Origin of the sequence: uncultured Thalassospira sp. (assembly GCF_963976115.1) — a bacterium.
In the GTDB taxonomy this organism is placed as follows: domain Bacteria; phylum Pseudomonadota; class Alphaproteobacteria; order Rhodospirillales; family Thalassospiraceae; genus Thalassospira.
Window position 1 is genome coordinate 153244 of the sequence record NZ_CAXBJJ010000012.1, and the last position, 23408, is coordinate 176651.

Below are 23408 nucleotides of genomic sequence, written 5' to 3' on the forward strand. Positions count from 1 at the left end.
TGGAAATGGGAAGTTTGCGACAATTCATCTGTAAGTTTGCGCATATCCGCCCAATACCCGCAATGGTAAGAGAGATTTATAAACCGCAAACCTGCAAACATAACCCAGCTATCAGCATAAGCTGGGACACTGACATAGTCAGCGCCCCTACCGCCGCGCCCGACCTGACACAACAAACCCGCAAATGCCAGGCATCTGCGGGTTTGTTTTATGGTTCAAGCACGGCGGAACCAATTCTCCGGCATGGGGGTCAGTGTCTGGCCCTACAGCATGTTAGCCATGAAAATTGAAATCATCGGCTTTCAGAGTGTGATCAACCCCCATCAACGTGATCGACGCATCCTGGCCCAGATCAATCACCAGATTTTGGCCGCTGGCATCAAGATGCATGTCAGCTTCAATCTGATTAAAATTGCTATAGTTCCATTCGCTCAGATCAATGATGTCTTCGCCTTCGGTGAAATCGGTAATCACATCATGGCCGGTCACATCGCCCGCCACAAACTGATCCCAGCCCGAACCACCACTTAACGTATCGTCGCCCAGGCCGCCATACAGCGTATCGTTGCCCGCCCCACCCGACAGCACATCATCCCCTGCATTCGACCAGATCACGTCATTGCCATTGCCGCCATTGATGGTGACATCGCCATAACTGTGGTCCTGACTGGTCAGATCAACAATGTCGTCGCCATCACCGGCATCAATTACCTCAATGCCGGAAAGACGCGGCGATGTTCCCGGGTCGCTGGCACTATCGTCAAGGATCAGGGCATCGTTACCACTGGTCATTTGCAGGGTATCTGTCCCGTCGCCACCATTAAAAATGTCGTTGGACTGGCTATAGCCATCAAGATTGACGCGGTCGCCGGTGCCGCTATCGCCATCGTCGTCATGGCCCCAGCCCCAACCCCAACCATTATGATGGCCGGAATTGTCGTTCCCCGGCGCACCGTCATTCAGGGCGTACCATTTATTGCCCCAATGATCGTCGGCATTATATTGCAGCACGTCATTGCCCGCACCGCCATCGAGCACATCCTGTCCATCCCCGCCCGACAACACATCGTTGCCACTGCCGCCATGCAGGGTATCGTTGCCCGCCCCACCCGACAGCACATCGTCGCCCGCATTGGACCACAAAATGTCATTGCCGCTGCCGCCATCAATGGTGACATCGCCATAGCTGTTGGTGGAACTGGTCAGATCGACAATGTCGTTGCCGTTCCCGGCGTCAATCACCTCGATACCCGAAAGGCGCGGCGATACGGCCGGGGCCGACAGATCATCGTGCAAAATCAGCGCATCATTGCCCGACGACATCACAAGGGTATCGTGGCCCTCGCCGCCATTAAAAATATCGTTTGACTGATGATAGCCGTTCAGATCGACCTGAACATTGCTGCCATTCGCCCCCGGATCGCCCATATCACGCACAGCATGACCCGAGGACCAGGTGGCATCGTCGTTATATTGCAGCACATCATCGCCAGCGCCACCATCAAGCTGGTCCTGACCCGCACCGCCCCACAAGGTATCACTGCCATCATCGCCGTGCAGAATATCGTTGCCAGTACCCCCCCATAAGGTGTCATTTCCGGCACCGCCCAGCAGGTCATCATTGCCCGCACCACCGGAAAGCAAATCATCCCCGTTCAGACCAGACAGCAGATTGGCCCCGTCATTGCCAAACAGCGCATCGGCAAAGTTCGAACCAATCAGATCCTCGATCGACCTCAGGAAATCCTGCCCGGCCCCGCCCGATGCGGTATTCACCGACAGATCGGCTGCCACCGCAGCACTTGCATTGGCATAACTTGCGGTATCGCGGCCTGATCCACCGTCAAGGCTGTCATTGCCCGCACCACCGCTCAGGGTATCATTGCCAGAACCGCCCGACAGGCGGTCATTGCCGGTGCCGCCGTCAAGAATGTCGTCGCCATTATCGCCGCTCAGGCTGTCATCGCCATTTTGACCATACAGGGTGTCGTTGCCATCCTGACCATACAGGCGATCATTATTGGCACCGCCATCAAGCACATCATTGCCGGTGCCGCCATAAAGCGTGTCATCGCCATTTTCGCCAAGCAGGGTGTCGTTGCCATCGTCGCCCCAGATCCGGTCATTATTATCCTGACCGTTCAGAACATCATAGCCGGTGCCGCCCTTGATCGAATCATCACCCGACCCGCCCAGAATGCTATCGTCACCATCATCGCCATACAAGCGGTCCTGGCCCTGCCCGCCATCCAGCGTGTCATTACCGGTACCACCGATCAGGCTGTCATCGCCATCATTGCCCAGCAATACGTCATTACCGTCGCCCCCTTCAAGGCGATCCTGGCCGCTGCCGCCTTCAAGATGATCGTTGCCAAGATCACCATACAGGCGGTCGTCACCATCATCGCCATATAGCGTATCGTTGCCGTCCATGCCGCGCAGGGTATCCTGCCCGCCAAGGCCATAAACGGTATCGTCGCCTGCAAGTGCTGCAATTGAATCATTATTGCTGGTGCCATACAGCACATCGCGATATTCGGTCGGCCCGCTGCTGCCGCTGACCCCGACAAAGGCATCCGCCGACAGATCGCCAAGGGCCACATCTTGCAGGGTTAATGTGCCTTCGCCGCCCAGATCAATCACAACATCATTGCCAACCTGCGACATATGGCTGGCAAGGTCGTGCCATTCGGTAATGCCCATCGCGGCGAGCGCGATTTTATCCTGACCGATGGTAAAATCGGTTACGACCTTGTTGCCCGCATTGTTGCTGACAAGGATGGTGTCGTTGCCTGCCCCGCCGGTAAAGGTATCGTTTCCTTCGCCGCCATCTAGGGTATCGTTGCCATTGCCACCCAGCAGGGTGTCGTTCCCGGCATCGCCCAACAGCGTATCATTGCCATCGCCACCGGAAATAATATCGTTTCCGGCACCGCCATGAATGGTGTCGTTGCCACTGTCGCCCGACAAAGTATCGTTGCCAGCCCCGCCGTCGATCACATCTTCGTTGTCGCCGCCCGATACCACATCGTCACCGTCGCCCGCCTCGACCCGGTCATTGCCGCCAGAACCCAGAATGGTGTCGTTTTCGGCCCCGCCAATCAAATGGTCGTTGCCGTCCTTGCCATCGATGTAATCCTTGCCGCCTTCACCGTCGATCACGTCGTCGCCCGCACCGCCAAACAGCGAATCGTTCCCGTCGCCGCCGGAAATAACGTCTTCGCCGTCTTCGCCGTCGATCCAGTCATCCCCCGAACCACCATCAAGCACATCGTCCTGATTACCGCCCAGAAGGGTATCGTCACCCGACCCGCCCGAGATCTGGTCATTGCCGTCATTGCCAATCAGGGTGTCGTCACCGGCACCACCTTCAACAACGTCATTGCCTGCCAGCGCATCAATATAATCGCCCGCCGATGTGCCTTGTAAAACATCGTCATAGGGCGTGGCACCGACAAAACCGTCAACATCTTCGAATGTATCGGCGACAATGTCGCGCAAATGAACACCCTTAAGCGTTAACGACCCGTTTTCACCCAGATCAATCACCAGGTTGCCGTTAACCTCGGACAGGCGCGGTGCCAGATCGGACCATTGGGTAATGCCAACGCCCGCCAGCGACACTTTATCTTCGCTGGTGTTAAAATCGGTCACCAGCTTGTGGCCGTCGGTGCTGGTCACAATCACATGGTCGGCACCAGCCCCGGTTTGCATCGTGTCGTCGCCAGAACCGCCATCAAGGCTGTCATTGCCGCCGCCGCCATTCAGAATATCGCGTCCGGCATCGCCATACAGGGTGTCGTTGCCCAGTTCGCCGTGCAGAACGTCGTTGCCTGCCCCGCCATGAACGGTATCGTCGCCATTGCCAACCCAGATGGTGTCATTGCCAAGGCCGCCATCAATGGTATCGACACTTGTATCGGCCTCGATATTGTCAAACACATCGTTGCCATCGCCCAGATCAACAACGTTGTTCTGGCTGTTGCCATAAATATAATCGTCATGGGCCGAGGCAATAACCCGTTCAATACCCGACAAAATATCGCCTGCTGCATCGCCGCTTAGCCCCTGATTGGCCGCCCAGGAATTGCGTGCATTGCCATCAGTTGCACCAAGATAGGCTTCCACACCCTGTGCGGAATGGCTGTAATCCACGGTATCAATGCCATCGCCGCCATTAAGGGTATCGGCACCGGCACTGCCCATCAGGGTATCGTCGCCCGCCCCGGCATCGACCACGTCGTCGCCCGCACCATCATGGGTAATGTCATTGCCATCGCCGCCCAAAATGGTGTCGTTGCCCGCATTGGTCCACAAAACATCGTTGCCGCTGCCGCCATCAACCACAACATCGCCATAGCCATAGTGCGAACTGGTCAGATCGACCACATCGTCGCCCGCACCGGCATTGATCACTTCAATGCCCGAAATACCGGCCTGTGCCGTGCCCCCGGCGTGATCGGCATCAAGGATAATGGCATCATTACCCGCCGTGCCGGTCAGGGTGTCGCTACCATCACCACCGGCAAACACATCGCCCGACAATTCCTTGCCATCCAGCGACACGCCAATGCCGGTACCCGCCACATCGGGGCTTCCGGCGTGGTCGGTATCATCATGGGCCGTGCCGGTGTGATCCCCGGCAAACTGCAACACATCATCGCCCGCGTCGCCAATCAGCGTATCGGTGCCCGTGCCACCTGCAAGGGTGTCGTTACCAGCCCCCCCATCAAGCACATCGTTGCCGCTATTGCCCAGTAAGGTATCATCCCCGGCCCCGGTCGCAACGCTGTCATCACCGCCAAGGGCGTCAATCACGTCATTACCATCGGTCCCGCTCAGGGTATCGTCAAACGCACTGGCGACATTTTCGATGCCGTTAAACTGATCCGGCCCCAGTTGCGATGCCGAAATGCCCTCGAACGTAATTGTGCCGCCCTGCGGCAATGAAATCACCGCATTGCCGTTCACATCGTCGGCAATCATGCCTTTAAGTTCGGACCAGCTACCAATGTTAAGGTCCGGCAGGGAAATGTGGTCTTCGGTCAGGCTAAATCCGCGCACCACATCGTGGTCGCTGCCATCGGCAAAAATCAGGGTATCCGCCCCGGCACCACCGTCGACAATATCGTCACCGGCCCCCGCGATCAGGGTATCGGCACCTTCGCCGCCCAACAGCGTGTCATTGCCATCGCCACCGTCAATCACATCATTTCCGGCATCGCCCGAAAGCGTATCGGCACCGTCACCGCCCGACAGGGTATCGTTGCCTGCCCCGCCATCAAGCCGGTTATCGCCCGCATTGCCGGTCAAAACGTCATCTTTTGACGAACCGGTCACATCCTCGATCGAGGAAAGCCGGTCGGTTTCGCTGGCCCCGACCTGGGCCGTTCCCGAGGCCAGATTAACCGTCACACCACTGGTCGATATGCTGTAATCAGCAGTATCGCGGCCTTCGCCGCCGATCAGGGTGTCGTTGCCCGCACCACCGATCAGGGTATCATCGCCTGCACCGCCGGTCAGAATATTGGCCGATGCATTACCGGTAATCGTATCGTTAAAGTCCGAACCGACAACATTTTCAACATATTGCAACACATCGTTGCCCGCACCACCGGTGGCGGTATTGGCCGACAGGTCAACATTTACGCCCGAAATGGCATCATCAAACAGCACGGTATCAACATCACCGCCGCCATAAATGGTGTCATCCCCCAGGCCACCGCGCAGGGTATCGGCACCAACGCCGCCAATCAGGTAATCATTGCCCGATGCGCCATCAAGCATGTCGTTGCCCGACCCACCATCAAGCGTATCATTGCCCGCACCCCCATAAAGGTTGTCGGTGCCATTGCCGCCCAGAAGGGTGTCGTTACCGGCATTGGCCCACAGGGTATCGTTGCCATTGCCGCCATCAATCACGACATCGCCATAGGTCAAATGATCGCTGGTCAAATCGACCACGTCATTACCATTACCTGCGGCGATGGTTTCGATACCATCAATCTGCGCGCCTGCCGGGGCTTCGGTTACCGCATCAAAACGGATGGAGCGCACGAAATAATCGCTGCTGTCACTGCCTTGCGCACCATTCCCATAAGGTTCGGCGGCAAAAGACAGGTAACGGAAGGAAACCGGGTTGCCGCTAGCGTCCAGCACGGCAATATCGGCTGTGCCCACGCCATTGCTGCCATAATCAACCGTATTGCTGTCCAATTCGCCACTGGCCACAAGGTTGCCGTCGGCATCAAATGCCTGCCAGCGACCTGTTTCACCACCGGATTCCCCTTGCATCAAGTTGGAAACCTGCACGGTCGCCCGAAGCGAATCCGCGCCCAAATCGACAACGATGCTTTCGCTTTGTCCGGTCTGGCCATTATGGTTGATCTGGCTGCCCGCCGGGCTGCCGCCATTATTGCCAATGCCATTGCCGTCATAGGAAATGGCATCATTGCCTGCGGCAAGGTTCAGCTTGCCGTTTTCATCGGTGACAGAAACCCCGAAATCATAGGCATAAAGCCCGGCACCCGACCATGCTGTTTGCACCTGATCAGGGGTGGAAGAACTGGTTAAGCCAAAACTGCGGGTTTCGGTCGCCCCGTCGCCGCCCAGCCCCAGTTTACCGCCATCAAGCACCAGCGCATCATTGCCGTCCGATAATTGCAGCGTGTCGTTGCCATCGCCACCGATAAAGCTGTCAGCCGAAATGGCATGGTTGCCAATATCGGCCAGATCACCGGTGCCACTGACACCCGGGCTGCCCTGATTTTGCGTGGTTGTACCGGCATCGGCCTGATCATCGGCATTAAATTGCAACACGTCATCGCCTGCACCGCCGTCAACCTGGTCAGTACCGTCGCCGCCGCCCAGCGTGTCGTTACCCTCACCGCCTGCCAGGCTGTCATCCCCGGCACCCCCGGCAAGGCTGTCATCGCCCGCACCCCCGGCAAGGGTATCGTTCCCGGCATCGCCCGAAAGGCTGTCATTGCCATCGCCACCGGCAACCGTGTCATCCCCGATGCCGCCAGATAACGTATCATTGCCGCCATCGCCCGACAGGGTATCGTTGCCCGCACCACCGGCAATGGTGTCATTGCCAGCCAGCCCGTCGATAACATCGTCGCCCTCGCCCCCGGCAAGGTTATCGTCATAGGCGGTGCCGCCATCGGCAACACCGACAAAATCATCCGCGCCCAGCGTAGCGAGCGCAACGCCCTGCAAGGTAACGGAGCCCCCCGCAGGCAGGTTAATAACGGTATTGCCATGGCCGTCATTGACCATATGTTCGCGCAATTGCGTCCAGCTGATATAACCGCTGTCAGGCAGGGAAATGGTATCCTGGCCCGGTTTGAAATCGGTCACCAGATCATCATTAACGCCATCGGCAAACCGGAACACATCGTTGCCGTCGCCCCCGGTCAGGGTGTCATTGCCAAGGCCGCCATCGAGCAGGTCATTCCCGGCACCACCGGCCAGCGAATGATCGCCATTGCCGCCCAGCAACGTATCGTTGCCAGCCCCGCCAACCACATTTTCAAACCCGGAAACCGTATCATTGCCGGTACTGCCACTGCTGGCGGTTCCTGCCGCAAGGTCAACCGAAACCGGGCCAATGGCGCGGCTCATATCCAGCGTATCGGTGCCGGACTCACCGTTTAAAATGTCGTTCCCGGCACCGGCATAAACCCAGTCATCGCCAGACCCGGCATCAATGCTGTCATTGCCTGCGGCCCCATCGAGCACGTCATTACCGCTGCCGCCCAACAAATGGTCTGCCCCGGCACCGCCGGTTACCACGTCATGCCCGGCACCGCCATCCAGGCGGTTGCCAACGTCATTGCCTGTAATGTAATCGCGCCCGGCACCACCGGTTACATTTTCAATACCGCTTAGGGTATCGCTGCCGGTTTGTGCCGAAACAGCTGTGCCATCCTGCAGGTTGACCGTCGCCCCCGATTGCGCTTGCGACATATCAAGCGTGTCAAACCCGCCATCGCCCGCCAGCACATCGTCGCCCGCACCAGCCAACAATGTATCGTTGCCATCACCGGCAAAAACCGTATCATTGCCCGCGCCATCGGCAATCACGTCATTTCCGGCCCCGCCCGCAAGACTGTCGTTACCGGCGCCACCGTCCAGGGTGTCGTTGCCTTCGCCGCCGACAAGGCTGTCATTTCCGGCACCACCGGCAAGGCTATCATTGCCGGTGCCGCCATCAATCGCATCATCGTCGCTGCCGCCATCAAGGCGGTCATCCCCGGCACCCCCGGAAATAACGTCGTTCCCGGCACCGCCATGCACGGCATCATTGCCATCCCCGGCGATAATGGTGTCGTTGCCCTGATTGGTCCAAAGGGTATCGTCGCCGCTGCCCCCATCGACAGTGGCATCGCCATAACCAAATTTGGTCGATGTTAAATCAACAACATCATCGCCTGCCCCGGTATTGATAACTTCAACATCAACAATGCCCGGCGCGCCCGTGCTGCCATTGGCATGATTATCATCAAGAATAATGGCATCCTTGCCATTGGTTCCTTGCAGGGTATCAATGCCATCACCGCCATCAAATACATCGTCGCTCAGGCCCGCCCCGTTCAGCGATGCCACATCACCGGTACCCGCAACGCCAGGACTGCCGACATTGTTGGTGCTGTCTGTTGTTGTGCCGGTCTGGTCGGCTTCAAAGCGCAATACATCATCACCAGCACCGCCCAAAACGGTATCGCGGCCTTCGCCGCCCGCCAGTGTATCGGCACCATCACCGCCCGAAATAACATCGTCGCCGCTGCCGCCATCGATGGTGTCATCGCCATCACCGCCGCCCAGCGTATCGGCACCATCGCCGCCGCCAAGGCTGTCATCGCCTGCACCGCCATCAAGGCTGTCGTCGCCGACACCACCGCCCAGCGTATCATTGCCATCGCCACCAGTCAGGGTATCGTTACCGGCACCGGCGTCAATCGTGTCATCGCCGTCGCCACCGCCAAGGGTATCGTCGCCATCGGTGGCAATATTTTCCACACCGTCAAAGGCATCGGCATTCAAATCGGCAAGGGCTACACCGGTCAGGGTGACCGTTCCGCCCTGCGGCAGGGTAATAACAGCATCGCCGTTGTCATTTTCACTCAGATAGGGCTGCAACAAGGTCCAGCTTGAAACATTGACATCAGGCAGGGAAATAACGTCTTCGCCGACGGTAAAGCCGTTTACCACGTCGTGGTCTGTGCCATCGCCAAAGACCAGCGTATCGGCCCCGGCCCCGCCATCAACAATGTCGTTGCCCGCACCGGCGTTAATCACATCATTACCGGCACCGCCCGAAAGGCTGTCGTCGCCAGCGCCCCCCAAAAGCGTATCGGCCCCGTCGCCACCGCTGATCAGGTCATTGCCTGCGCCACCATCAAGCACATCATCCCCGGCACCGCCCAGCACGGTATCAACGCCGTCGCCACCGCTGATCAAATCGTTGCCTGCTCCACCATCAAGAATGTCGTTGCCCGCATCACCCGAAAGCGTATCGGCATCATTTCCACCCGAAAGCTGGTCATTACCTGCACCGCCGTCAAGCACATCATCACCGGCACCGCCCAACAAGGTATCATCGCCCTGGCCGCCCAGCAGGCTATCATTGCCAGCACCACCGGACAAAAGATCGTCGCCAGCGCCACCGTCAATAATATCGTTGCCTGTGCCGCCATCAACCGTATCGTTTCCGGCCCCGGCCGCAACGCTGTCATTGCCTGCACCGGCATCAATAACGTTATCACCATCCGCCCCGGCGATAGTATCATCCCCGGCAGAACCAATAACGTTTTCAAAGCCCGAAAGGGTATCGGTGCCGCTGGCATCGCCTGTCGCCGTTCCGGCGGACAAATCAACATGGGCCTGACCGGCACCGGTCATATCAAGGGTATCGGTGCCATCCCCGCCCATAAGCTGGTCATCACCGGCACCGGCCACAACCGTGTCATCGCCCGCACCAGCATCGATCACGTCATTTCCGGCACCGCCATCAATCACGTCATTGCCTGCCAGCCCGGCAAGGCTGTTGGCGCCGTCATTGCCGGTCAGGGTATCGTTGCCCGCAGAGCCGCTGACATTTTCAATCCCGGAAAGCTGATCAGTGCCGGTCGCCCCCGATGAGGCGGTACCTGTTGCCAGGTTTACCGTCGCCCCGTTGGCCGCCGCCATATCCAGCGTATCGGTGCCATCACCGCCCGCAACGGTATCATTGCCGGAACTGGCAACCAGCGTGTCGTTACCGGCACCGCCATCAACCACGTCATTGCCCGCACCGCCATTCAGGGCATCATTACCGGCACCACCCAACAGGGTGTCGTTGCCCGCATTGGCCCACAAGGTGTCATCGCCCGCACCACCATCAATCGTGGTGTCGCCATAGGCATATTTGCCGCTGGTCAGGTCAACGACGTCGTTGCCGTCACCGGCATTGATCACTTCAATATCACTTAGCGCCGGGGCATCGGTGCCCCCGGCATGATCGCCATCGAGGATAATGGCATCATCGCCCGATGTGCCCAGCAGGGTATCGGTGCCATTACCGCCATCAAAGCGATCATTGCTTAATCCTTTGCCATCGAGATCGGCAATTGCACCGGTGCCCGGCATACCGGGGCTTCCGGCATGGTCGGTCTGATCGCCCGTTTGGCCCTGTCTATCGCCTTCAAACTGCAACGCATCGTCGCCAGCGCCGCCCGAAAGGGTATCGGTGCCGGTGCCGCCGCTCAGATGGTCGGCATCGTCGCCGCCATCGAGCACATCGTCGCCGCTGCCGCCATCGATGGTGTCACTGCCACTGCCACCGGCCACGGTGTCGTTACCGCCACCTGCCGCAACCGTGTCATCGCCGCCAATGGTATCAAAGCTGTCATCGCCGTCGGTGCCCGTCAGGGTATCGTCGCCCGGTGTGCCAACATTTTGCACCCCGTCAAACTGGTCGGGGCCAAGCTGGTCAAGCGCAACACCCTGCAAGGTTACCGTGCCGCCCTGCGGCAGGGTGATAACCGCATCCCCGGCATCATTGCTGCCCAAAAGCGGCTGCAATTCGCTCCAGGTGGTAATGTTGCTGTCGGGCAGCGAAATCACATCCTCGCCCGGGGTGAAATCGGTTACGACATCATGGTCAGTGCCATCGGCAAAGACGAATGTGTCATTGCCCGCACCGCCCGAAAGCACATCGTTACCCGCCCCGCCATCAAGGGTATCGTCGCCAGCATCGCCAGCCAAAACATCGTCCCCGGCGCCACCGGCCATCACGTCATTGCCCGCACCACCGTCAAGGCTGTTGGCACCGGCATCGCCGGTTAAACGGTCGTCGGCAGCAGACCCGGTAATATTTTCAAAGCCGCTAATGCTGTCGGACCCGGTTTGATCGCCGGTTGCCGTGCCCGCCGCAAGGTCAACATCAACGCCGCCTGTCGCGCCGGAAAGATCAAGGGTATCAGTGCCATCTCCGCCTTCAAGGGTATCGTTCCCGGCGTCCATTGCCACGGTATCATCGCCGCTTCCGGCGATCACATGATCATCCCCGGCACCGGCCAAAATGGTATCGTTGCCCGCACCGGCATCAATCCGGTTGGCGTCATCATTACCAATAATGGTGTCCTCGCCATCGGTGGCGGTAACATTTTCAAAACCGTCAATGCGGTCGGTTCCGGTCGCGTCGGATGTGGCGGTACCATTTGCCAGGTCAATCTGCGCGCTGCTCGCCCCTGACATATCAAGGGTATCGGTCCCAGCACCCCCCGACAAAACATCGTCGCCCGCACCGGCACGCACAACGTCATCGTCGCCCGCACCGTCAATCACGTCGTTACCAGCACCACCATCCAGCACATCATTGCCATCACCGCCCGAAAGCGTATCGGCACCCGCACCGCCCGAAAGGCTGTCATCACCGGCACCCCCCAACAACGTATCAACGCCGTCGCCACCGTCGATCACGTCGTTACCAGTGCCACCATCCAGCACATCATTGCCATCACCGCCAAAAAGCGTATCGGCATCGGCACCGCCCGAAAGGCTGTCATCACCGGCACCGCCCAGCAACGTATCAACGCCGTCGCCACCATCGATCACGTCGTTGCCAGCGCCACCTTCCAGCACGTCATTACCGGCACCACCCGAAAGCGTATCGGCACCATCGCCACCGCTGATAGTGTCATTGCCAACGCCACCATCAAGGGTGTCGTCGCCTGCGCCACCGCGAATGTTATCATCCCCGGCACCGCCGGAAATAACATCACTGCCGTCATTGGCCCACAGGGTATCGTTGCCCTCGCCACCATCAATGGTGACATCGCCATAACTGAATTTTTCGCTGGTCAGATCAACGACGTCATTCCCGCCACCGGCCTGAATATTTTCAATATCCACCAGCGAGGGCTGATCCGCCCCGCCATTGACGTGGTCGTGATCGAGAATGATGGCGTCATCCCCATTGCCCGCCACCAGCGTATCAACACCAGCCCCCCCAACAAAACTGTCCGATGACAGGTTTTTGCCGGAAATATCGGCGACTTCGCCGGTTCCAGGCGTGGTCGGGCTGCCGACATGATCGGTGCTGTCGCTGGCATTGGCGATACTGTCGGTTTCAAAATGCAGCACATCGTCGCCCGCACCGCCATCGATCAGGTCCGCGCCCAGCCCACCGGCCAGCGTATCGTTGCCATCGCGGCCAAACAGGCTGTCATCACCGGCCCCGCCGACAAGAATATTATCGCCATCCGACCCGGCCAGCGTGTCGTCTCCGGCCCCGCCGGTGACACCTTCAATGTCACTCAGGCTGTCATTGCCTTGTGCGCTTTGCGCCGTGCCATTAGCAAGGTCAACCACAACCGATGCGTCGCGGTCGCTGTAATCGGCCATATCGGTGCCCGCACCACCGGCCAGCGTATCGTTTCCGGCACCGGCATTCAGGGTATCGTTACCATCGCCGCCCAAAACGGTGTCATTACCCGCCCCGCCAGACAGCACATCATCCCCGGCACCGCCCGAAATGACATTGTCCTGTGCGTTGCCGGTTATGGTGTCGTTAAAATCGGAACCTTCAACATTTTCAAACCCGGACAGAACATCGTTGCCTGCCGCACCACCTGCTGTGCCTGCGCTCAAATCAACATCAACGCCGCCGTCAGCATCTTCGTAAGACAGGGTATCGTTGCCAATGCCACCGATCAGGGTGTCATCACCGCCTGCACCCAAAACGGTATCATCGCCCGCACCGCCATCCAGAATATTAACGTTATCGTCGCCAACCAAAACGTCATTGCCGTTGCCACCGGTGGCATTTTCAATGCTGTCAAGCACATCATTGCCCGCAGCCCCGGTGGCTGTGCCTGCGCCAAGATCAACCGAAACGCCAGTACTGGTATCGCTATAATCAGCGGTATCATTGCCCTCGCCACCGCGCAGGGTATCGTCCCCTGCGCCGCCAATCAGGGTGTCATCCCCGGCACCGGCATTGATGACGTCATCGCCGTTTTTACCATCGATAATATCATTACCATCCAGCGCATTGATTTCATCATCAAGCTGGCTGCCATTCAGAATATCGTCGTTTTCCGTGCCTTCGATGGTGACATAACCATAGAAATTTCCCGGCCCAAGGTCGTTGATGTCAACGCCTTCCAGCGTCAGGCTTTCGCCCGGGGCCAGTGAAATAACCACATTGCCCGACGCATCATTAAACATGCGATCTGACAAATCTTCATAGGTGTCGATGCCATAGGCAGAGAGGTCAATTTTGTCGTGTGCGGGATCAAAATCGGTAACATTATCGCTGCCACCACCCGGTTTGACGACAACCATGTCCTCGCCATCGCCGGTGATGATCACGTCATCGGATGCCCCGCCGATCAGGGTATCATTGCCCGATCCGCCATCGAGTGTGCTAACACCATCGCTGCCAATCAGGGTATCGGCATAGTCGGTGCCAATAACATGTTCGATGTTGCGCACAATGTCGTTGCCTGCGGCACCGCTGGCATACTGGTTCACCAGGTCAACAACCACCGCACCGTCAACTTCGGAATAATCCGCAACGTCGTGGTTGCCATCGCCGCCATCGATAATATCGTCGCCCGCATCACCGTAAATCAGATCCTGCCCGGCATTGCCCTGCAACACATCATCGCCATCCCCGCCGCGCAGGGTATCGTTACCCTCACCGGCATCAATTGCGTCGTCACCCGCACCACCCAGAATAATGTCATTCCCGGCACCGGCATTAATGTCGTCGGCACCGCTGCCCGCATCGATCACGTCGTTACCAGCACCACTGTTAATGGCGTCATTGCCGCCACCTGCGGTAAGGGTATTATCGCCCTCAGTGCCCGTGATCACGTCGTTAAAGTCCGACCCGATCACGTTTTCAATGCTGTTCAGGCTGTCGGTGCCCTGGCCGGTTGCTACACCGCTTGCCAGGTCAATATGTGTACCGTTGGTGGCACTGGAATAATCCGCCGTATCGCTGCCATCCCCCCCCAAAAGGGTGTCGTCGCCAGCACCGCCGGCCAAAACATCATCGCCCGAAAGACCGGTCAGAACGTTATTGCCCGCATCGCCGCGCAACACATCGTCAAACAGGGTTCCGGTAACATTTTCGATGCCGCCAAGGGTGTCTGCACCATCGCCACCGGTGACGGTGTTTTGCGACAAATCGGCATCAATGCCCTTGCTTTCGTTGGAATAATCGGCGGTATCATTGCCGTCGCCACCGCGCAGATCATCATTACCCTGGCCACCGGCAAGGGTATCGTCCCCGGCACCACCATCCAGCGTATCGTTACCGGCACCGCCAATGACGCGGTCATCGCCCAGCCCGGCTGAAACGGTGTCATCACCGTCAAGGGCATTGATAATATCGTTGCCACTGGTGCCGGTCAGTTCATCGGCATGTTCCGTCCCCAGTTCAACATCAACACCCTTGAAGTTATCCGCACTCAAATTTGCAGGATTAACGTTTAAAAGCGTGATGCTGTCTGTGCCGTTCAGGCTGATGGTCAAATTGCCATTGGCATCGGTGCCAAACAGCGATTTCAAGGCATCATAGCCGCCAATATTAAAGGCGGTCAGGTCGATCACGTCGCCGCTGGCCTGAAAATCGGTAATGGTGTCATTACCATCGCCGGGGTTAAACACAACCGTGTCATTACCCGCCCCCAGCGTTAGGCGGTCATTACCACCCCCGGCGTCAAACCAGTCATCCCCCGCCCCGCCAACAAAGGTGTCGCTGCCGCTACTGCCGATAAAGCTATCGGCGGAATCTGTGCCCTCAACAATTTCAACATTGGTCAGGGTATCGGTTCCGGCACTGCTGCCACTAACCGTTCCGGCCGCCATATCAACGGTGACAGAACCATCGACATTGCGATAGGACGCGGTATCAACACCGGCCCCGCCGTCGATCTGGTCATCGCCCGCCCCGGCCATAATGATATTGGCCCCGGCATCGCCGGTAATAACGTCGTTTCCCGCACCCGTGGTGATGTTTTCAATATTCACCAGGCTGTCGGTTTCACCATCGATGGTGACGGAACCTTGCGCCAGGTCAACCACCTGGTCGCCGCCCTGTGCCGATATATCGACAGTATCAATCCCGGCACCGCCATCAAGCGTGTCAACACCCGCACCCCCCGAAAGCGTATCGTCGCCAACACCGCCCAAAAGCACGTCATTGCCCGCACCCCCTGCCAGCACATCGTTGCCTGCTGCACCATTCAGGACATTGTCGCCAGCATCGCCGGTCAAAACATCGTCTGATCCGGACCCGGTAATATTTTCAACATTCGTCAGTGTATCGGCATCACCACCGCTGACCGTGCCGGTCATAAGGTTGGCATTAACACCCGATGTCGCAGTGTCATAACTAACGGTATCAATACCGTCGCCGCCGTCAATCGTGTCGGCCCCGGCCCCACCGCGCAAATAGTCATCCCCGGCATCGCCAGACAACACATCATCGCCCGAACCACCCAGAACCGTATCGTTCCCGGCTCCGGCATGCAGGGTATCCCCCCCGTCGCTACTGGTCAGAGTATCGGCATAATCAGAACCTATAATTTCCTCGATCCCGGAAAAACGGTCTTGTCCAATGTCGTCGCCGCTTGCTGTTAATGTGGCAAGATTAACGTTCAGGCCACCATTCGCCGCGCTGTAATCAAGCACATCATGACCGTCACCACCGATATAAACATCGTCGCCCGCTTCGCCGAGGAAACGATCGTTACCGGCCCCCCCATCAAGACTATCGTTGCCCGCCCCGCCGGTCAGGGTATCGTCGCCCGCACCGCCAGACAGCGAGTTATCGGCACTATTCCCGGACATGGTATCGTTAAAGGCAGATCCGGTAACGTTTTCAAACCCGGAAACCGTATCGTTTCCATCCGCACCACGGGCAATTCCCTGTGCCAGATCAACCGTTACACCACCGGCAGTTTCACTGTAATCCAGGGTATCAGTCCCGGCACCACCCGCCAGCGTATCGTCACCGGTGCCACCGCTCACCACGTCATCCCCGGCACCGGCGTCAATCACGTCATCGCCAGCCCCGCCCGACACCGTATCATTGCCACCAAGAGCATTAAGGGTATCGTTACCGGCACCGCCGCGCATAATATTGTCAGCACTTGTGCCCGATAACTGGTCGTCAAACCTGCTGCCCGTTACGTTTTCAATGCTTTCAAGGGTCTGGTTGCCCAACGCACCGGTCGCGGTGCCATCGGCCAAATCGACAGTAACCGCAGAATTGACATTGCTGAAATCAACCGTATCGGACCCGCCCCCGCCCTGAAGCACATCATCGCCCGCACTGCCCAGCAAGGTGTCGTTGCCTGCACCACCGATCAGGGTGTTGGTGGCATAGTTACCGCCAATAATATCATCTGCGGCCGACCCGATAACATTTTCAATGTTTGTCAGGCTGTCGGTACCACTGGCCGTCACCCCCATGCCGGTAGCCAGATCAACCGAAACGGCGTTGCCCAGTTCACCGGCATAGCTAACGGTATCAACCCCGTCACCGCCGTCAATCACATCCGATCCGCTGCCACCATCAAGCAGGTCATCCCCGGCGCCGCCCAGCAGGGTATCATCGCCGCCCCCGGCAGAAATTGTATCATTCCCGGCAAGACCACTTAGCGTATTGGCAACACTGCTGCCAGTAATGATATCGTCATATTGCGAGCCACTGACATTTTCAATTAAATCAAGACGATCAGTCCCCATGCCAGTGGCTGACCCCTGAGCCAGATTAATGGCCATCGCACCGCTGGCATTGCCATAGCTGACAGTATCGACACCAGCGCCGCCCCGAAGGGTGTCATTGCCCTCGCTGCCAATGAAACTGTCGTCGCCATTTTCGCCCGACAGAACGTTGGCAACACTGCTGCCAGCAAGGGTATCGGCATATTGGCTGCCATCAACATTTTCAACATCAACCAGACTGTCATTGCCTGCGGCACCCGTGGCCGTCAGATGTTGCAAATCAACATTTACCGCACCGCCGACCTTGCTATAATCCGCCGTATCAGTGCCACTACCGCCAAACAGGGTATCGTCGCCAAGGCCCCCGCTCAGGGTATCGTTGCCAACACCCCCGTCGAGAATGTTGTTGGCCCCATCACCGCGCAAGCCGTCATTGCCTGCACCCCCAACAACGTTTTCAATCCCCACCAGCGTGTCGCTACCCGCCGCACCGGTCGTCGTCCCTTCGCTCAGATCAACGTTAACGTCACCGTTGGCATCATCATAATGGACGGTATCGGTCCCGGCACCGCCATCGATATAATCGTTGCCCGCACCACCACTCAGTTGGTCATTGCCATCGCCGCCCAGCAAATAATCATTGCCATCCAGACCGCTAATCGTGTCGTTGCCTTCCAGCCCCGACATGGTGTCGTCCGCTGAAGTGCCGATCAGAATATCGTCGCCCGATGTCCCGGAAATGTCGTGAATGCCGACAAAATTGGCTGCCGAAATATCATCCAGGCCAACCCCCTGCAAGGTCATGCTGGTGCCGTCACCCAGATCAATCACCAGGTTGCCATCACCATCGACCGTCATATTTTCGCGCAGGCGGCCATAGGTATCGATATCAAGTTCGCCGACATCGATGCGGTCGGTGCCAACATTAAAATCGGTAACCAGATCATGCCCGTCGCCCGGCGCAAGCTTGTAAAGGTCCGCCCCGTCACCCCCCGAAAGGGTATCGTCACCAGCACCACCGCGCAGGGTGTCATTGCCATCGCCACCGGAAATCAGGTTGACGCCGTTATCGCCGGTTAAAACATCGGCCCCGTCGGACCCGGTAATGTTTTCAATGCCATCCAAACGATCATTGCCAGCGGCCCCGCTGGCCGTTCCCTGCGACAAGTCAACCGTAACGCCGTCGCTGCCCGCATCGGCATAGCTCACGGTATCGTTGCCGTCGCCGCCCGAAAGGGTATCATCGCCAAGGCCGCCCGAAAGGCTATCGTCACCGCCCTGCCCGGATAAAACATCGTCGCCCGCGCCGCCTTGCAGGATATTGTCCTGCCCGTCGCCCGAAAGCACGTCATTAAAATCCGAACCGGTCAGACTCTCAACATTGACAAGGCGATCCACACCATCGGCACTGCTGGCCTGACCCGTGGCAAGATCGGCGGCAACACCGCCTGTGGCGTCGTCATATGTAACGGTATCGTTCCCGGCACCGCCATCAATTGTGTCGTTACCGGCCCCGCCGCGCAACACATCGTCACCAGCACCACCGGTAACAATGTCGTCTCCGACCCCGCCGCTCAGAACATCATTATCCGCGCCACCATCAAGGGTATCGTTGCCCGTACCGCCCTCAAGGCTGTCCGCGCCCGCCCCGCCAGAAAGCACGTCGTTGCCGCCCCCCCCTGCCAGCACATCGTTGCCGTCATTGCCGCTCAGGCTGTTATCATTGCCATCGCCGATGATGGTATCGGCAAATGCCGACCCGTTAATATCCTCGATCGATGTCAGATGGTCGGTTTCACCGCCGGGCTGGGTGGCGGTGCCATTTTCAAGGTCAACCACAACACCTTTGGCGGCGGAATAATCGGCCATATCCCGGCCTGCACCGCCATCAAGGCTGTCATTTCCGGCCCCACCGATCAGCGTATCATCGCCTGCCCCGGCCAAAATCACATCATCGCCGCCACCGCCGGAAATCACGTCATTTCCGGCCTTGCCGTCAATCAATTCGGCAAAATCGGTGCCGGTTACAGTGTCGGCATTTTCGGTTGTGCCCAGCGAAGCAATGTCATTGAAATTCGCCGCACTCAAGGTATCGGGGGAAACCCCGGTCAATGTCAGTTCCTGACCATTAAGGCGAATAACCGCGTCGCCCGCGTCATTGGTGCCAATAGCAAGGCGCAAGGCTTCCCAGTTGGGAACATCAAACCCCGACAGATCGATCAGATCGGCTGACCGATCAAAATCGGTAATGGTGTCGTTGCCCTGATCGGCGCCAAAAACAAACGTGTCGGTACCGGCACCGCCGGTTAAAACATCATTGCCAACACCGCCATTTAAAATATCGTCGCCCGCCCCGCCGGAAAGGCTGTCATCGCCCGCCGCGCCGGAAAGAACATCGTTGCCAGCCCCGCCAGACAGAATATTGGCGCTGTCGTTACCCGAAAGGATATCGTCACCCGCACCAGCGGTAACGTTTTCAATGCCTTGCAAAATATCGTTGCCAGCCGCACCTTGGGCACTGCCCGCTGCCAGATCAACCGCTACCGAACCGTCGGCGTCACTGTAATCGGCGGTGTCGACCCCACTGCCGCCTTGCAACACATCGTCGCCCGCACCGCCATGAAGGATGTCGTTACCCGCATTGCCCGAAAGGGTATTGGTCCCGTCATCGCCCGTCAAAACATCGTCGAACTTCGACCCTTGAAGGTTTTCAATCGCATTCAAGCTGTCATTGCCTGCCGCACCTGTGGCGGTGCCCTGGCTCAGATCGGCATTTACGCCGCCGGTGGCATCGCCATAATTTGCGGTATCGGCCCCGTCGCCGCCATCAAGCACATCGTCCCCGGCTCCGCCGGAAAGAACATCGTTACCTTCGCCGCCAAGAACGGTATCAGCACCAGCACCACCCGACAGCAAATCGTCACCGCTGCCGCCATTAACAAGGTCATCCCCGTCGTCGCCGGCAATCGTATCATTGCCGTCGCCGCCCAACAGGGTATCGTTGCCTTCATTACCACGTAAATTATCTGCCCCGGCACCGCCATCGATCTGGTCATTGCCTGCGCCACCGGTAATAACATCGTCGCCCTCGCCACCGCTGATGCTGTCATTGCCATCAAACCCGTTAATGGTGTCGTTCCCGGCCAGGCCGTCAATCACATCACTGCGGCTTGTGCCGTCCAGCACATCGGCATCCGGTGTGCCCTCAAGCGACCGAACACCAGCAAAATTACGGTATGTCAGCTCATCGGGGCTGACATTTTCCAGCGTAATCACGCTATCGCCAACGGTAATGGTGGCGAAGCCATCGGCATTTTCACCAATCAGGGGTGCCACATCACCAAACAGTTCCAGCCCGTCGATCCCCTGAATATCAAGGATGTCACTGGCCGGGTCAAAATCGGTAATCAGGTCATTGCCACTTGTTGGCGAAATAACAAAGCTGTCCGCCCCGGCACCACCTGCAAGCACATCGTCGCCCGCACCACCATCAAGGGTGTCTTCACCCGCACCGGCACGGATGGTATCGGCACCATCGCCGCCAATCAGAGTGTCGGCACCGGCGGATCCTTCAAATTGCTCAAACCCGGTAAAGCGGGTGGTATCATCGCCAATGGTTGCCGTGCCATTGCCAATATCAAGCGTTATGCCGCCGCTGGTCTCGCCAAAGGACAGGGTATCGGTGCCACTGCCGCCGTCGAGCTGGTCAGAACCGCTACTGGCATAAACCGTATCATTTCCGGCCCCGGTATCGATTGTATTGTCGCTGCTATTGCCATGAATAATGTCATCACCATTCCCGGTAACAACATTTTCGACCGATTGCAGCGTATCAGTTCCGTCCCCGGTCACTGTTCCCGTGGCAAGATCAACCGACATAGCGCTGTTATTGGCCGAATAATCTACCGTGTCGCTTCCGTCGCCGCCAATCAGCGTATCGTCGCCGCCAGCACCAACCAGCACGTCGTCACCGGCCCCGCCATTTAGAATATTCGCGCCATCATCGCCGGAAATATGGTCATCCCCGCCCGACCCGGTCACATTTTCAATGTTTGACAGGTTCTGGCTGCCCGATGCCAGATCGGCATGTCCGGCGGCCAGGTCTACCTGTACGGCGCCATCATCGGCGTAACTAACGGTGTCGTTTCCGGCACCACCATCAAGAATATCATCACCACCGCCGCCTGCCAGTATATCGTCGCCCGCACCGGTTTGCAGGTTATTATTGCCCGCATCGCCCTTCACAACATCATTGCCATTGCCGGTAATGATGTTTTCAATGCTGCTAACACTGTCGGTTTCGCCGGTTGCGGCATCGGTGGCTTTGCCATTGCCAAGGTCAACATTCTGGGCGGTATCGCGCGCACTTAAATCAAGGCTGTCGGTACCACTGCCACCAATATAGCTGTCATTGCCAGCTTCGCCGACAAAGCTGTCATTTCCGGCGCCACCATCCAGCACATCATCGCCAGCCCCGCCGGTGATCAGGTCATTACCCGCACCACCTTCAAGCTTGTTTGCGCCGTCATCCCCGGTAAGGGTGTCGTCATATCCAGACCCGATAACATTTTCGATACGGTCCAGCACATCGTTGCCAGCTGCACCCGTGGCCGTTCCCGCTGCCAGATCGACATTTACGCTACCATCGGCATCGGAATAATCAACGGTATCAATGCCTTCTTCGCCACGCAGGGTATCATCCCCCGCACCGCCACTTAAAACATCGTTGCCATCCCCGCCCGACAGAACGTCATTGCCCGCCCCGCCTTGCAACGTGTCATCGCCCTCAAAACCATAGATGGCATCGTCGCCGCCCGTACCGGCCACGCTATCATTGGCATCATCGGCAAAGATTCGGCCAAAGCCGCGGAAGTTATCCTGTGTCAGCGATGCTGCATCAACATGTTGCAGCGTCAACGTGCCTTCATCGCCAAAATCGATCACGGTGTTGCCGTTGCCGTCATCGCTCATCATGCTTTGAAGCGTGGTAAAATCGGGCACAGCCAGACGCGACAAATCAATAATGTCCGCACCGGTTTCAAAATCGGTAACGGTATCCTTGCCAAAACCTTCGGTCAGTTGGATGTCGTCAACACCGGCCCCGCCGGTCAGGGTATCGTCGCCCGCACCGCCCGTCAGAGTGTCAATGCCATCGCCGCCCGACAAAACGTTATTGCCGTCATCACCGGTCAAGTGATCATCAAACGACGACCCTTCAACATTTTCCACCATCTGAACAATGTCATTGCCCGCCCCGCCGGTGGCAGTTTCATGGGCCAGGTCAACCCGCACCCCGGCAACGGCATCGCTATAATCGGCTGTATCCGTGCCTTCGCCGCCCTGCAACTGGTCATCGCCCAGGCCGCCACGCAAATAATCGTCTCCGGCACCACCTTGCATAACGTCGTCGCCAACGCCACCGATCAGGCTGTCATTGCCCGCACCACCCTGCACAATGTCGTTACCAGTGCCGCCATCCAGCACATCGTCGCCATCGCCGCCCTGCAACACATCATCGCCTGCATCGCCCGTCAGGCCATCATTCCCGGCACCCCCTTGCAAAATGTCATTGCCCGTGCCGCCATCAAGCACATCGTCCCCGTCGCCACCTTGCAAGGTATCATTACCAGCACCGCCCGCCAGCGTATCCACCCCGGCGGTGCCATGCACAATGTCACGGCCCACCGTTGGCACATTGTCACTTACCTGGGTGTCGTCGGTTTCGTCTGTTCCGTCGCCGGTTTCACCGGTGCCAGTATCGTTGCCAGTCTGCCCGGTTCCGCTATCGCCACCGCTCGTATCATCCCCCGATGACCCGCTGGTATTGTCAGAACCTGCACCGCCCGAACTGTCGCCATTCGTGGCCGTGCCGGTACCATCACCGGTCGATCCGTCGCCCGTTTGGCTGTTGCCCGTTGTATCCCCGGACGTCTCCCCTGATCCATCCGATCCATCCGTTGATCCGGTTTCATTCCCGGCCCCGCTCGTCGTATCGGTGCCGGTTTCCGTGTTGGTGTCGCCGCTGCCCGTGTCGGTCTGGCCGCTGCCAGTGTTATCCGTTGCGCCACCATTACCCGTCGTGTCATCCCCCGATGACCCGCTGGTATTGTCAGAACCTTCACCACCCGAACTGTCGCCATTCGTGGCCGTGCCGGTACCATCACCGGTCGATCCGTCGC

At 58.2% G+C, this 23408-nt stretch carries 1 protein-coding gene and 1 pseudogene; one reads left to right on the forward strand and one right to left on the reverse strand.

The window, feature by feature from the left end:
* Positions 1-273: 273 nt before the first annotated feature.
* A complete protein-coding gene (locus tag AAC086_RS16860; protein WP_339780414.1) occupies positions 274-22923 on the reverse strand; it encodes a hypothetical protein in 22650 nt (7549 codons plus the stop codon).
* On the opposite strand from AAC086_RS16860, the pseudogene AAC086_RS16865 reads away from it, so the two are divergent.
* A pseudogene (locus AAC086_RS16865) lies at positions 22901-23408 on the forward strand (hypothetical protein); the annotation flags it as partial. The gene AAC086_RS16860 and the pseudogene AAC086_RS16865 overlap by 23 nt on opposite strands.